Origin of the sequence: Nocardioides sp., from assembly GCF_036493135.1 — a bacterium.
Classification (GTDB): domain Bacteria; phylum Actinomycetota; class Actinomycetes; order Propionibacteriales; family Nocardioidaceae; genus Nocardioides.
Map to the genome: position 1 here is coordinate 16,393 of NZ_DASXQG010000080.1, position 12,849 is coordinate 29,241.

The following is a 12,849-nucleotide window of genomic DNA, read 5'->3' on the forward strand; positions in this document are numbered from 1 at the left end:
ACGACTTCGCGCGCATTACCCGACCTGGAGCGCACACCACACTGTTTACTCGTGCCGTGACCACGGACGAGCCCGATCAACCATCCGGCGAGGGCGGTAGCAGACGCCATCCCGGCATGGTGCGGGTCAAGGTCCGGGTACGTCGCAGCCGCCGGCGCCGGCACCGGCTGCTGGTCCTCGGCCTGGTCCTCGTCGTCGTGGTGATGGGCGTCGTGCTGGCACTTCTGACCCGCCCTCTCGTCTCGGCCAAGCACGAGGCCGAGGCGGCGCAAAGCGACCTGACGGCCGCGAAGGACGCTCTCGACCACGACCGGATCGACGAGGCCCGCAGCTATGTGCGACAGGCACGCACGCACGTGGACCAGGCCCAGAGCCACGCCGGCGGTCTCGGCGGCGACGTGTGGTCGGTGATCCCCGTCGCCGGGGGTGCCGTCGACGACGAGCGACACCTGATCGATGCGCTCGACCAGGGCACGTCGGTCGCCGAGCTCGGCGTCCAGATCTACCCGACCGTGTCCGGCGGGTCGGCTCAGCTGGTGCACGGCCAGCGCATCGACCTGGCGATGCTGCAGGACGTCGTGAACCGCACGTCCGCGATCGGCCCACACCTCGAGCAGGCGATCAGCGACCTCGACCAGGTCGACGGCAGCACACCCGTCGTCGGCAGCCGGCTCCGCGACGCCAAGGCCACCGCCCTTGCCTACCTGACGCCGTTGCAGCAGACCTATCGGACCAACGAGCCGCTGATCCGCTCGCTGCCGGGCCTGGTCGGTGCGGACGGACCACGCACCTATCTCCTCGCGATGCTCAACCCCGTCGAGCAGCGCTACTCCGGGGGTGGCGCGCTGTCGTTCACCACCATGCGCTTCGACAAGGGGGTCGCGACGTTCGGCAAGAGCGTGAACGTCGACGACATCCTGGCGCACGGCGACCAGCAGCGGTGGACGCCGGTCCGCGGCAACACCTTCCACCGCAGGCCACCGCTGCGAGTGACCTCGTCGACGTTCTCCCCCTGGTGGTCCGTCTCGGGCGAGGAGCTCCTGCGCGGCTACCAGAAGGCGTTCCCCGGCACGCACTTCGACGGGATGATCGGCGTCGACCTGCAGGGACTGGCCAACCTCTTCCGGATCACCGGGCCGGTCGACCTGCCGTCGTTCGGACAGATCTCGGCCGACAACCTGGTGTCCACCCTGGCCGGCAGCTACGGCAACTTCGACTCGATCGCCCAGCGACACCGGCTGAACGCCGAGCTGGTCCCGGCCTTCCGGCAGCAGTTCTTCGAGGGCGGGAAGATGTCGGACAAGGTGAAGTCGCTCGCGGAGAGCGCCAAGGGCCGCCATTTCGTCACCTACTTCCGCGACCCGCGGGTGGAGCGCCGATTCGCCGACCTGGGTCTGTCGGGCGACCTGAGCCCCACTGACTACGACTACATCGGCGTCTTCACCCAGAACCTCAACGGCAGCAAGACCGACTACTGGCAGCACCGGAACGTCGAGTCCACCGTGCACCTGAAGGCGGACGGGAGCGCGGACGTACACCTGCACATCACCGTCGGCAACCAGGCCCCGCCGTACACGCTGCCGGTGCCCGACCCTGAGTTCGGCTACACCACGCGGTACCTCTCCACGCGGATCGGTGTCTTCATGCCGCATCGCGCCACGCTCGGCGCGGTGCGCATCAACGGCCACCGCTTCGCCGCGCTCCTGCACCTGCCGCGCGTCGCGAACGTGCACAACCGACGGTACGTCGAGGGTCAGATGCTGCTCGACGCCGGGCAGACCCAGACCATGGACGTGAGCTACCGGGCGGAAACCGCGGCCGACGTCCTGGGCCCGACGCGCATGACGTACTCGTTGGACATCGACCCGCAGGACCTGGTGGTCCCCGAGACGGTGGACGTCCACGTCATCTGGCCGCCGGGCTTCCAGCCGTCCGGCCCGCTCCCCTCCGGGTGGAAGGCGACGGCCACGGGCGCGACGTACACCGGAACGGTCGCGAACCGGGGGTCGTGGCAGATCCCGTTGACGAAGGGCTGAGCGGGCTCCGCGTGTAGGGTCACGCACGGTGATTGCGAGCCCGTGGGTCCGTCGGCGCGTCGAGTGGCTCCGTGGACGGTTTCGTGTTCGTGGAGGCCCGATCGGTAGGGCCGAGAATCCGCTCGAGCGCTACTTTCGCGCCAACACCGGTCGGCAGATCCACAAGTGGATTCACTACTTCGACATCTATCACCGTCACCTCGGGCGATTTCGGGGCAGGCCCGTCGTGATCCTCGAGTTCGGCGTCAACCAGGGTGGCTCGCTCCAGATGTGGCGCCACTACTTCGGCGGCAAGGCAACGATCTACGGCGTGGACATCGACCCTCGCTGCGCCCGGCTCGGAGGGCCGCGCATCAAGGTGTTCATCGGCGATCAGGAGGACCGGGACTTCCTGAGGAACCTCGCGGCTGAGATCGGACCGATCGACGTCCTCATCGAGGACGGTGGGCACACCATGGGCCAACAGGTCGCGACGTTCGAGGAGCTCTACCCTCACCTCGCACCTGACGGCGTGTTCCTGATCGAGGATGTCCATACCAGCTACTGGCCGCGTTACGGCGGGGGCTACCGGAAGTACGGCACGTTCATGGAGTACGCCAAGGCGCTCGCGGACCAACTCAATGCCTGGCACTCTCGGGAACCGGATTTCGTCGTCGACGAGTTCACACGGACCACACGATCGATGCACTTCTACGACAGCATCGTCGTGTTCGAGAGGGGCACTGTGGTGAAGCCGCATGCCGAGAAGACGGGGCAGCGAAGCTTTCCTCCGGCTCGGTGACGGCGGTGCGTGCCGAAACACCCGACGTACTCGAGGGGCCAGGGTGGCGTTGCGGACGAGAACGCGGTCCTGCCCTCGGGCACCCGAGAATGCACCGGACAGCGGCAGGTGCGTTTCGTGGGGCCCGGGCATGCCCGCCGGCGGTCTCGGCTGGCTGTCACATTGCGAGCCCCGCGGGGCATGGGGCATCCGCGGGGCCCTGTCCCCGGCTGGGGGCACCGGGGCGTCTCCATGGTAGGCACGCGCGTCGTTCGCTGGCGGTTCGTCCCTTGGGGAGCGTGGGTCCCTAGTACGCCCACCCTTTGGTGCGGTTTTGGCTGATCACGGCCGGGTACGGAATCGGTCCAGGCTGACTCGAGGGTTACGCACACGGTCCGGCCTGGAGTGGCCGCCCAAGTCGGGGGACTGGGCGGTCCCGAGAGGGCCGCCTCTGCCCGTTAGCTGGCAGGGGCGGCTCCCGTCGGGACGGGTGCGAAGGCTGGTGCTCCCACCGAGGACGGGCGTAACGTTGGGCGCAGTCCCCTCGGTTGCGTTTCCGGCCGAGGGAACGTACCCCAGACCTCGGTACGAGACTGTGGTGCGTTAGCGCCCCGCTGGCCGATCGGGGGACAGGTCACGGGGCGCGTTCCACGCCCGCGGCCAGGGATCGTCCCCCGCAATCTGGCAGGTATGGGCGACGGTGCTCTCGGGGCTCTGGGCCGCTTGCTCCCCCGTCCTGCGGCTTGGAGCGCCTCGTCGACCCACGCCGCTGCTTAGAACGGTGCCCACGCGCTCGGGACGCTGTCCGGGCCGCTGTCCGGGCCGCACCCGGACAGCGGCAAGAGAGTGCGCTCACCAGGGGCGTTTGGTGCTCGTGGCAGCGTCTTCTCCGGCTTGCGAGCCTTCGACCTCGCGTGAGTGGCCACCCGTACAGGGCGGTTCAGAGCCCGGCGCTGAACTTGGTGAGGGCGCAGCCCGGTCCGAGCAGGTGTGCATGGTTGGTGCACAGCGGTAGCCCGAGGGTGACGGTCTGAAAGTCGGGCGGGATACCAGCGCCGGGGGTGATGGTGACGGTGGCTGAGCCCATCACGTGAGCTGTCTCGAGGCAGTCGGCGACGCTGCACGGGGTGTCGCAGAGCTCGGCGCTCAGTGGGACTGTCACGGTCATGGCGCGCTCCTTCGTCGTGCCGATCAGACTCCGCCGCCGGCCGGACATGCGTGATGCCCGGCCGGCGGGGAGGGTGACGTGGGACTGCTCAGGCCTCGATCGCCGCGGGTTCGGTCGTGCCGGGGCTCACCTCGATCTTGCGCGGCTTGGCCCGCTCGGCCACCGGAATGCTCAGGCGCAGGACGCCGGCGTCGTAGTGAGCCTCGATCTTGTCGAGGTCCAAGTTGTCACCGAGGACCAGCTGACGGCTGAAGACGCCGCGTGGGCGCTCTGAGGCCAGCATCTCCCAGTCGCCGTTCCGACCTACCCGCTCGGCGCGCACGGTCAGCACGTTGCGCTCGACATCGAGGTCGATCGACTCCAGGGACACTCCCGGCAGATCGAACTCGATCTGGAAGATGTCGCCCTGGCGCCAGGCGTCCATGGACATCACCGCCGGCCGGTTGGTCGTCCCCAGGACCTGGCTTGCCAAACGATCCAGGTCACGGAACGGGTCCGTTGAACGCAGCAACATGGTGATCTCTCCCTTCGAAGACGATGTGTATTGTGTGTTGCAGGTTTTATATAGCGCGAGATACATCCATCGTCAAGATCCGGAGGACTGTGGTGCCGACAGATTCCAGCGCCCTGTTCGCGATCTCGGTTGCGGCCGAGCTCGCTGAGCTCCCGATCCAGAACCTCCGGGTCTACGAGCGCCGCGGCCTACTCGCCCCCGCCCGCACTCCCGGAGGAACACGCCTGTACAGCCAGGCCGACATCGTCCTGCTGCGGCGCATCGCAGCGCTGTTGACCCAAGGGCTCAACCTGGCCGGCATCCGCCGAGTTCTCGAACTGGAACGAGAGGTAGACCGCCTCCGCGCCAGACTCGGTGGCTGAAGCAGTCGGACCCCGCACGCACCCGGGCTCGACCCTTATCGGCATAGAGAGTGTGTTCCAAGACGTAGCAACGCCCGGGCAAACCTTGCATGAGCCGCTCCAGACCGGGCACGGAGGCAGAGGGGGTAAGGAGGCGGCCTCACCGTCCTTGCCGGCATGGAGTGTCAAGGCTCCTGCCATTCGCAAGCCGGTGAGGCCGCCCCCGAAGCGGGCCAGAGCTTCGCCACCCACTCACCACGGCGTCGGGCGTTGGTCGTTGGCAGGTCAGCCGAGCGCTGGCCCACTGGCCGGCCTCGACCAGCCCGTGGCCGAGCTCGATCGCCAGGTCCGGTGCCAACTCGTCGTACACGTTGTTGCCGTCCAGCCATGCAGCGATGGTCAGCGGCTAGAACTCTTCGGCACCGCCCCGGAACGTGGCCAGGACCGAGGCGTCGACGCGGATCCGGTGGTGGCCGAACTGGTGGCCGTGGACCCGCATCTCCGGAGTGGTCGACCTCGTCCAACATCTCGTATGGGTGACCGGCCACGTGGTGGCAGAAGTCGGGGCAGGGGACTGCGGTGGGTGGGAACCTCGGGACGCTGCGCTCGGTGGTGGTGGTCATGGGTCGGGCCTCTTTGTTGGGACGGGACCGTCCGACACGTATCCGACACGCACCTGAATGAAAGCGGCCCCTGCTCCTGCTCCATCGCGGGTCAGGGGCCAAATGACATGGGTGGGCGATACTGGGTTCGAACCAGTGACCTCTTCGGTGTGAACGAAGCGCGCTACCACTGCGCCAATCGCCCGTGCGGACGCCGACTTTAGCGCACCGATCGGGGCCCGCCACATTCGCCGACGGGACCCCGTCGGCACCCGTTCGGCACCCATCGGCACCCATCGGCTCAGTCGCCGAGCAGCTCCGGCTCGCGCTCGTGCCAGACCTTCCGGACCTCCGTGGTGATCGGGCCGGGGGCGCCGAGCTCGCGGTCGTTCCAGCGGTGGATGGCCTGCGCGTCGCGGGTCGTCGACGTCAGGAAGGCCTCGCTGGCCCTCTCGGCGAGCACCTCGACCGGCTCGTCGACCTCGCGCGCGCCGTACCAGTCGAGGATCAGTCGACGGGTGATGCCGGCCAGGCATCCGCTGGCGAGCGTCGGCGTGCGGAGCTCGTCGTCGACGACGTAGAAGACGTTGGTGCCGGTGCCCTCGCAGAGGTGGCCCTGGAGGTTGGCGAAGACGGCCTCGTTCGCGCCGTGGGAGCGGGCGTGCGCGAGGGCCCGCACGTTCTCGCCGTACGACGTGGTCTTGAGCCCCGCGAGCGCACCGCGTTCGTTCCGCGGCCAGGGCACGGTGACCACGGCCGCGGTGTCGGGCCAGGGATCCATCGCCCCGCCGATCACCACCAAGGAGGACGGACCGTCGCCACGATCGGAGCCCAGGGGCGCGAGCCCGCCGGTCCACGTGATCCGGACCCGCCCGAGCGTGAGCTGCTCGCCTGCCAGCACGGCGGCGACCCCGCGGCGTACGGCGTCGAGGTCGGGGTCGGGAAGCCCCAGGCCACGCGCCGATCGGGTCATTCGCTCCAGGTGCGGCTCGATCGCGAAGACCCGGCCGTCCACCACTTTGACGACCTCGAACACCCCGTCGCCGACGGTCAACCCGTGGTCCCGCGCGGCCACGGCCGGAGCGTCAGGATCGGTCAGCAGATCGCCGTTCACCCAGGTGCGCATGCCTCGAAACTACCGGCGGCCGGTCGAATTGGTGGTGCCCAGGGCATCGGCTATGGTTCTCTTCGCGTCTCCGGGCAGGGGTTCCGACCGGGGTCTGCAAGCGGACGTAGCTCAGTTGGTAGAGCGCAACCTTGCCAAGGTTGAGGTCGCGAGTTCGAGCCTCGTCGTCCGCTCGGAGCGGGTCTCGAACCCATCCAGCGGTGGGTTGGCCGAGAGGCGAGGCAACGGACTGCAAATCCGTGTACACGGGTTCAAATCCCGTACCCACCTCGACAGCAAGACCCCTTCACGGGCGATTGGCGCAGCGGTAGCGCGCTTCCTTGACACGGAAGAGGTCACTGGTTCAAACCCAGTATCGCCCACCAGCACGATCGAGCAGCAGCCCACCACCCCACCCCCGCCGACCTCAAGACCTCTCTTTCAAGAGGAGCGGGGAGGGCTGCGCAGCACGCCCACGTCTCACCCCCTGGGGGGATGACACCCCGGGGAGCAGCGCCGACGCTGGGAGTGGCCGAAGGTCGTTCCGATCTCCCCGGGATCGGAGCAGAGGCGCCCGCGGATGCCCCATGCCCTGCGGGATGCTTCCGACGCCCGCCGGCACTCCCTGCCGGCGGGCGTTGTCATGCCGACGGTCGTTCTATGGCGCCCTGCTCGGCTGGACGGGTCGAGTGCCGAGATGACCAGGGCGTGCGATTCGGGCTGCGTCAGCTCACCGGGCTGAGGCGTGGCAACGGCGCACCCTCACGCCGCTGTCAGAGAGCGGATCTCAACCTCGCCTGGGCCTCCACACCCACGCCAACCCAGCGGCCCAGATCACCAACAGGAGGGTCATCTCCACCGTTCCGATGTCAAAACTGCCACCGACCATGCCGATGATCGCCAACAGCAGCAGCGGCACGGTGAACACCAAGACGGTTGAGGCGAACTTGCTCCCGAGACTCTGCGTGGCCTTGGTGCTCCGGAAATCGGACATGCTGCCTCCGTGGGTTGCGAAGATCGTAGCGACCGCACACGCCGCTGTCCGATGCGCGCACACGCTTGTGATGTCGGTGGGCGTCTGGGGAGCCCGTGTGCTATCTCCGTCTACTCGTCGGGCTCGTCGCCCAGGTGCGGCCCGTCCCAGGTGGACAGGCAGAAGGGGTGGCCGGCCGGGTCGGCGCACACCAAGCAGTGGTCGGAGTTCGGCTGGAAGTCGAGCCGCGACGCGCCGGCGGCGACTGCCCGGGCTCCGGTCGCCTCGAGGTCGTCGACGAAGAAGTCGAGGTGCATCTGCATGGGTACGTCGGCGCCGGGCCACACCGGTGGTCGGAAGTCCTCGACCTGCTGGAATGCGATGTACCCGTTCGGCCCGGTGAGGGCCGCCCAGTGCGCGCTCCCCGACGTGTCGCCGCCGGTGAGCTCGGCGTAGAAGCTCGCGAGGGCGAGCGCGTCGGGTGCGTTCACCGTGGTCACGCTGAGTCTGATCTGATCGGACATCACTCGATCACCATCGCCTGGTAGGCGGGGGTGAGCTCGTCCCAGCGCCGGTGCCACGCCGGCGCGGAAGTCTCCGACGTCCAGCGCTCCGGGTGGGCCGAGGTGTCCTCGACTAGCGACCGCCCCAGGTCCTCCAGATGCGCCTGCCACCCGGCTCCGTGCAGGTACAGCTTGTCCACCGGCAGCCCACGCTCCTCGACGACCAGCCTGGTCTTCGACCCCTCCTCGGTCAGCCACGCCTCCATCGCGGACTCGTCGTCCGTGCCCGGCTCCATCGTGAGGAGCAGATGATGCGGCGCCTCGCACACCTCGATCCGCCCCGGACCGGTCCAGGTGCTGGTGAAGACGGCATGGATCGTGCCGCCCATCCGCAGGTCGCCGGAGACCTCAGCGATCCAGCGCGCGAGCCGCTCCGGGGTCGTACATGCCTCCCACAGGTCGTCGATGTCGGTGTCGTAGACGTCCTCGACACGTACCGCGCCGCGGGTCTCGTCGAGCGCCCGCATCGTCCCGATGATGTTCATGTTCGCGCCTTCTTCCCTCGAGCGATCTCTGTATGAAGGGCGTCGAGCCGGCTCCTCCAGAGCATCCGGTATTCCTCCAGCCACTCGTCCACCTCGATGAGCGCCTCCGGACGGAGGCTGTAGATCCGACGCTGAGCCTCCCGGCGTACGTCGATCAGCCCGGCCTCCCGCAGCACCCGCAGATGCCGGGACACGCCCGGACGGGCGATCGGGAGCGCCGCGGCCAGCTCCCCTGCGTTCGCCGGATGGTCGCGCAGGATCTCCAGAACCGTTCGCCGGCTCTCGTCCGCCAACGCGTGCAGCACTGCATCCACGACGCTAATGTATCGAACAAGTTACGTACCCACAAGGGTACGTAAGGTGCAAGACCACGGACGCTGGCAGGACAAGCTCGCCCGGATTCCTCCACGAGGGACGAGGTGCCGACGACGCCGGCGTGTCTACCGTTGAGCTGTCCCCGGCCGAACCCCCCATAGCCGGGGACAAGGGCCTCGGGATGCCTATGCCCCGCTGGCTCGCAACGCCTGCCGGTGGCATGCAGAGCCGGCGGGCGTTGTCATTTGAACAGGCCGCCAACCCACCTACGCGGGTGAAGACGGGTCTGACGTGGCGAACGCACCCTGGAGAGGTCTGGCGGGTGCTTCGTACACCACGGGCAGACGCGTCCGAGGCCTCGGAAACAGTGGCGCCTCGCTCATCTGAACCCGGTTGGGCGGGGCGTCACCCGGCGCGGTCATGCTCGGCGTCCCGTTCTGGGACGTGCGCGCAGGTGCACGTAGGCCAGCGCGGCCATCAGCGCTTCGGATGCGACGGCAGGAAAGCCCAGCGGATCGGTCCAGTTGCCGACGTCGTCGCCGATCTGGGGTAGACCGACGGTGCGTGAGGCGAGGAACGCGACGACGGCGGCGAGGCAGGTGACGCCGCCGAGCGCCCAGACGCCGGCGCGGTCGACGAAGAGGATCGCGATCGCCAGGGCGACGCAGACGACGCTGAGGATGACGAACAGCCATCCGACGTACGGCGCCTCCTCGAGATGGTCCTGGATCAGCGGGATGTGGGTCCCGGCCGCCACAAGCAGGAGGAGGGAGGCGCACCACTGCGCGGGCGAGTTCGTGAGCTTCATGTCGTCTCCGATCAGGTGGGCGGTCAGCGGACCCGAAGCGCGCCGTGCATGTCGCTGTGGAACGAGCAGTGGAACGGGTACGAGCCGGGCTTGGCGGGCGCGGTGAACGTCCTGGTGGCACCCGCCGGCACGGTGACGTCGAACGAGTCACCGTCATCGGCAGTGACGGTGTGGGTCTCCTTGTCCTCGTTCATGACCGTGACCGTCGACCCTGCCCTGACCGGGGCCGGACCGGAGAACGAGAAGTCCTGGATCATGATCATCGACGTCATGCCGGTCGTCTCCGCGCCCATGGACGAGCTCGGCGACATCGACATCCCGGACATCGGATCCGATTGCGGTGAGGCCGCGGTCGAGCCGCTGGTGGCGCCGCACGCGCTGAGCGCGACGCCGCTGAGTACGGCGGCGACGGCCACGCGGGCACGACGGACGGTTTGGCTGGGCATGGGTGAGCTCCTCGCTCGAAGGGGGATGGGTCACGACGCGTTGGTGGCGTGGACGAGACGGGCGAACACGACCTCGTTCCCGACGTGGTGGCGGATCGAGGGGTCGTAGTCGCTGCAGGTGATGAGCCGCAGCGTGGGCTGCGACAGGTCCTTTCCTCCGTAGACCAGGCGGGTAGGGAACTCGGACTTGAGGAAGTCCCGTACGGCGTCGACGCGGAAGGTGAGCGCCCGGCCGTCCGCTCGCCGTACCACGATCCGATCTCCCGGATGGACGTCGCCGAGCTCGAAGAACACCGACGGTCCCTCGGTGCTGTCGACATGCCCCTCGATGATCGCGGGGCCGGGCTGGCCAGGGGTGGGCGAGTTCTCGAACCACGCGGCCTGGTCCAGGTGCGGTCCCGGCTGGGGTACGGCGAGCGTGCCGTCGCGGTCGAGCCCGATCGGGTTCACCGGGGTGCGCACCCCGATCGCCGGGATCGAGAGCGTGATCGGTCGGGACGGGCCCAGCGGCGCCGGTCCGTCCTCGGCCGCGCCCTCCCCCGGCGTCGTTTCCCGCTGAGCCTCGGCGGAGGAGTGGGTCGGCGGGTCGATCCGTCCTGCGGACCAGGGATCCGGTGCGGTGACCTGCGCACGGACCACGACGACGACCAGGACCACGGCGGCCACCACGGCCGCGAGGGCGAGTGCGAGCGCACCCTTGCGTCCGGGCGACCAGCCGGGTGCCGTCAACGTCGATCAGACCTTCACGTTCTTGCGGCGCACCGTGTAGAGCGCCGTGCCGGCGCCAGCGACGAACAGTCCGCCGGCCAGCAGCAGAACGCTCGTGTCCTCCGGGCCGGCGGTGGAGCCGCTCCCGGTGTTCACACCGCCCGCCGGCATCGCGTGGAGTGCCCCGCAGAGGGCGGGCGAGGTGGCGGCCAGCGGGAGGCTGGGCACCAAGTCGCTCTTCTCCTTCTGGGCCTTCGCGCTGAGCGTGGACGGGTCGTCCCCGTGCACGACGATCACGGCTGTGTCGTCCTGAAGCGATGCCACGACCTTCGGGTCGAGCGTGATCGTGCGGTGGTAGCTCGTGCTCGAGCCGGCCGGGGCGATCTTGATGTTCGTGCCCGCGGCGGGAGACGTGTCGCCCTTGGTGGACAGCGTCGTGCCGATCGCGCCGTACGACGGACCACCCTCGGTGGTGGAGACGACGCCGTCGCCGTTCTTGTCCGCCGAAGGACCGGGGCAGACGCCCTGGGCGCCGATGTGGATGTGCTGGACGTGCGGGTACGGCGCGTTGTTGAACTCCCCGGCCAGTCCCGACCAGCTCTCGGTGATCGTGGCCGTGTCGCCGTTCAGAGTCAGCATGAGCATGCCCGACCCCGACTGGTGATTGAGCGGGTTCAACGTCGCCTGGTACGACGAGCCCGAGTCGGCCATCGCCGGCCCCGCGGCGAGCGCCAGCGGCACACTGGCGGCGGCGAGGGGGGCCAGTATGCGAAGTGCCTTCTGCATCGTCTTCCTCATCTCTGATTCGAGCCCGCGACGAAGGCGGTTCCTCCGGGGGTCTCGTCGGGCGTTCGCAGGCAGAGGGGTCGCCGGGTTGGTCCGGGCCCGGACACCGCGCCGTAGGACGCGCCCCAACCCGGCGGCGGTGGACGCTCCGAATCACTGAGTGGGACACCGCTTCGGGTCCCCGGAAGGAGCCAGGTGAACCGTCGACTCGCCCTCGCCCTGGGCGGCGCCGTACCACTGCTTCTCGCAGGGTGCGGCTCGTCATCGTCGGAGTCCGCGGCGACGCACGCGATGCCCGACGGAACCGTCATGAGCGGGTCCACCATGTCCGGCGCGGACTCCCCGGATCCGATGGCAGCCGACCACGGGCACGGCGCTGGCGCGCCCACGGAGACCGCCTCGATGATCTGCGGCGAGGAGATCCGCTCGGCGATACGTCGCAACCTCGACCTGGCCACGTCCCCCGAGGGGCTGCCTGCCTGGCACCACCGGCTCTACAGCTGCACCTATCAGGTGGCGGGCGGTGACCTCCGACTCTCGGTCAAGGACCTCGATCAGGGCACACCTGGCCGCGCCTACTTCGACCGCCTGCGGGACCGCCTCGCCCCTGCCACCGACATCCATGGCCTAGCCAACTTCGGCTTCCCGGCGTTCGAGACGCCGCACGGTGACGTGGTGTTCATCAAGGACCACAAGACCCTCTGGGTCGATGCGACCCGACTGCGAACAACGGACCTCCCGCCCCAGGCGACCCGACAAGACGTCGCCTACGGCGTCGCCGCAGCGGTCATCGGTTGCTGGACCGAGTAGCGACGACGCCACGCGGGGCATGGCTGGTGAATGCCGGACTGCCTCCTGGGGTACCTGCCTCTGCAGGAGACAGCGAGAGGAGCTGCCCATGTCGGGCGCACGCGCGGCAGGCACTCGCACAGCCGAAGACTCGACCTGGCAGGCCGACCAAGGAGTGCCCCTCGACGAGGGCAGCCACTCGCGGGCGCTGTGGGCCCGGCGAGCGACCGTCACCGTGATGGCTGTCGCGGTCGCGACGGCACTCACCGGACTGCTCGGAGTCCGCACGAGCACCGCGACGGCAAGCCGCGGTGGCTACTCGATGTCGTTGCGCTATCCGGCCGTGGCTCGCGCCGGCCTTGACGTCGAGTGGCAGGTCACCGTCCGTCATCCCGGCGGGTTCGGCAAACAGCTGACCCTGGCGGTGACGGGCGACTACTTCGACATCTT

At 68.8% G+C, this 12,849-nt stretch carries 15 protein-coding genes, 4 tRNA genes and 1 pseudogene; 8 read left to right on the forward strand and 12 right to left on the reverse strand.

The genetic code is table 11. From position 1 onward, the window contains the following. Window positions 1-56 precede the first annotated feature (56 nt). Both VGJ24_RS15175 and VGJ24_RS15180 read left to right on the forward strand, forming a co-directional pair. Window positions 57-2,036 (forward strand): DUF4012 domain-containing protein, encoded by a 1,980-nt coding sequence (locus tag VGJ24_RS15175; RefSeq protein ID WP_331501471.1) that lies wholly within the window; start codon window positions 57-59, stop codon window positions 2,034-2,036. Between the two features lie 226 nt (window positions 2,037-2,262). Next, window positions 2,263-2,817 carry a class I SAM-dependent methyltransferase gene (locus VGJ24_RS15180; RefSeq protein ID WP_331501472.1) on the forward strand — a complete coding sequence of 185 codons (555 nt, stop codon included), beginning with the start codon at window positions 2,263-2,265 and terminating at the stop codon, window positions 2,815-2,817. A 919-nt stretch (window positions 2,818-3,736) separates the two neighbouring features. On the opposite strand, the gene VGJ24_RS15185 is transcribed toward VGJ24_RS15180, so the two are convergent. Next, window positions 3,737-3,964, reverse strand: coding sequence for a hypothetical protein (locus VGJ24_RS15185; protein ID WP_331501473.1), 228 nt, complete (start codon window positions 3,962-3,964; stop codon window positions 3,737-3,739). 88 nt (window positions 3,965-4,052) lie between these two features. Beyond that, complete coding sequence (locus VGJ24_RS15190) at window positions 4,053-4,478, reverse strand: Hsp20/alpha crystallin family protein (RefSeq protein ID WP_331501474.1); 426 nt, start codon at window positions 4,476-4,478, stop codon at window positions 4,053-4,055. Between the two features lie 92 nt (window positions 4,479-4,570). Here VGJ24_RS15190 and VGJ24_RS15195 point away from each other — a divergent pair, with 92 nt between their 5' ends. Continuing rightward, window positions 4,571-4,840, forward strand: coding sequence for a MerR family transcriptional regulator (locus VGJ24_RS15195; protein ID WP_331501475.1), 270 nt, complete (start codon window positions 4,571-4,573; stop codon window positions 4,838-4,840). Between the two features lie 714 nt (window positions 4,841-5,554). Here VGJ24_RS15195 and VGJ24_RS15200 read toward each other — a convergent pair. Then, a tRNA-Val gene (locus VGJ24_RS15200) sits at window positions 5,555-5,626 on the reverse strand. A 96-nt stretch (window positions 5,627-5,722) separates the two neighbouring features. Then, window positions 5,723-6,547, reverse strand: a complete 825-nt coding sequence (locus VGJ24_RS15205) for an aminotransferase class IV (RefSeq protein WP_331501476.1) — start codon at window positions 6,545-6,547, stop codon at window positions 5,723-5,725. 100 nt (window positions 6,548-6,647) lie between these two features. Here VGJ24_RS15205 and VGJ24_RS15210 point away from each other — a divergent pair. The 3 genes from VGJ24_RS15210 (at window position 6,648) to VGJ24_RS15220 (ending at window position 6,912) form a co-directional block, all read left to right on the forward strand. Continuing rightward, a tRNA-Gly gene (locus VGJ24_RS15210) sits at window positions 6,648-6,720 on the forward strand. A gap of 26 nt (window positions 6,721-6,746) precedes the next feature. Beyond that, window positions 6,747-6,817 (forward strand) — tRNA-Cys (locus tag VGJ24_RS15215). A gap of 20 nt (window positions 6,818-6,837) precedes the next feature. Then, a tRNA-Val gene (locus VGJ24_RS15220) sits at window positions 6,838-6,912 on the forward strand. A 401-nt stretch (window positions 6,913-7,313) separates the two neighbouring features. Here VGJ24_RS15220 and VGJ24_RS15225 read toward each other — a convergent pair. The 8 genes from VGJ24_RS15225 to VGJ24_RS15260 all read right to left on the reverse strand — a co-directional run bounded on the left by VGJ24_RS15225 (window position 7,314) and on the right by VGJ24_RS15260 (window position 11,622). After that, window positions 7,314-7,520, reverse strand: coding sequence for a hypothetical protein (locus VGJ24_RS15225; protein ID WP_331501477.1), 207 nt, complete (start codon window positions 7,518-7,520; stop codon window positions 7,314-7,316). Between the two features lie 110 nt (window positions 7,521-7,630). Next, window positions 7,631-8,023, reverse strand: a complete 393-nt coding sequence (locus VGJ24_RS15230; RefSeq protein ID WP_331501478.1) for a VOC family protein — start codon at window positions 8,021-8,023, stop codon at window positions 7,631-7,633. Next, the gene (locus VGJ24_RS15235) at window positions 8,023-8,547 is read right to left on the reverse strand and encodes an SRPBCC domain-containing protein (protein WP_331501479.1); all 525 of its coding nucleotides are present in this window, start codon (window positions 8,545-8,547) and stop codon (window positions 8,023-8,025) included. Before VGJ24_RS15235 ends, VGJ24_RS15230 begins: the two co-directional genes overlap by 1 nt. Continuing rightward, window positions 8,544-8,861, reverse strand: coding sequence for a metalloregulator ArsR/SmtB family transcription factor (locus VGJ24_RS15240; RefSeq protein WP_331501480.1), 318 nt, complete (start codon window positions 8,859-8,861; stop codon window positions 8,544-8,546). Before VGJ24_RS15240 ends, VGJ24_RS15235 begins: the two co-directional genes overlap by 4 nt. Before the next feature lie 419 nt (window positions 8,862-9,280). Then, window positions 9,281-9,670: a hypothetical protein gene (locus VGJ24_RS15245; RefSeq protein ID WP_331501481.1), complete on the reverse strand. Its 390-nt coding sequence runs from the start codon at window positions 9,668-9,670 to the stop codon at window positions 9,281-9,283. A gap of 23 nt (window positions 9,671-9,693) precedes the next feature. Then, window positions 9,694-10,116: a cupredoxin domain-containing protein gene (locus VGJ24_RS15250; protein WP_331501482.1), complete on the reverse strand. Its 423-nt coding sequence runs from the start codon at window positions 10,114-10,116 to the stop codon at window positions 9,694-9,696. A gap of 30 nt (window positions 10,117-10,146) precedes the next feature. Then, window positions 10,147-10,845 carry a class F sortase gene (locus tag VGJ24_RS15255; protein ID WP_331501483.1) on the reverse strand — a complete coding sequence of 233 codons (699 nt, stop codon included), beginning with the start codon at window positions 10,843-10,845 and terminating at the stop codon, window positions 10,147-10,149. Window positions 10,846-10,851: 6 nt separating this feature from the next. After that, window positions 10,852-11,622 (reverse strand): hypothetical protein, encoded by a 771-nt coding sequence (locus tag VGJ24_RS15260; protein WP_331501484.1) that lies wholly within the window; start codon window positions 11,620-11,622, stop codon window positions 10,852-10,854. A 183-nt stretch (window positions 11,623-11,805) separates the two neighbouring features. On the opposite strand from VGJ24_RS15260, the gene VGJ24_RS15265 reads away from it, so the two are divergent. Continuing rightward, window positions 11,806-12,420, forward strand: a complete 615-nt coding sequence (locus VGJ24_RS15265; protein WP_331501485.1) for a hypothetical protein — start codon at window positions 11,806-11,808, stop codon at window positions 12,418-12,420. Window positions 12,421-12,508: 88 nt separating this feature from the next. Then, window positions 12,509-12,849 (forward strand): annotated as a pseudogene (locus VGJ24_RS15270) (hypothetical protein); the annotation flags it as partial.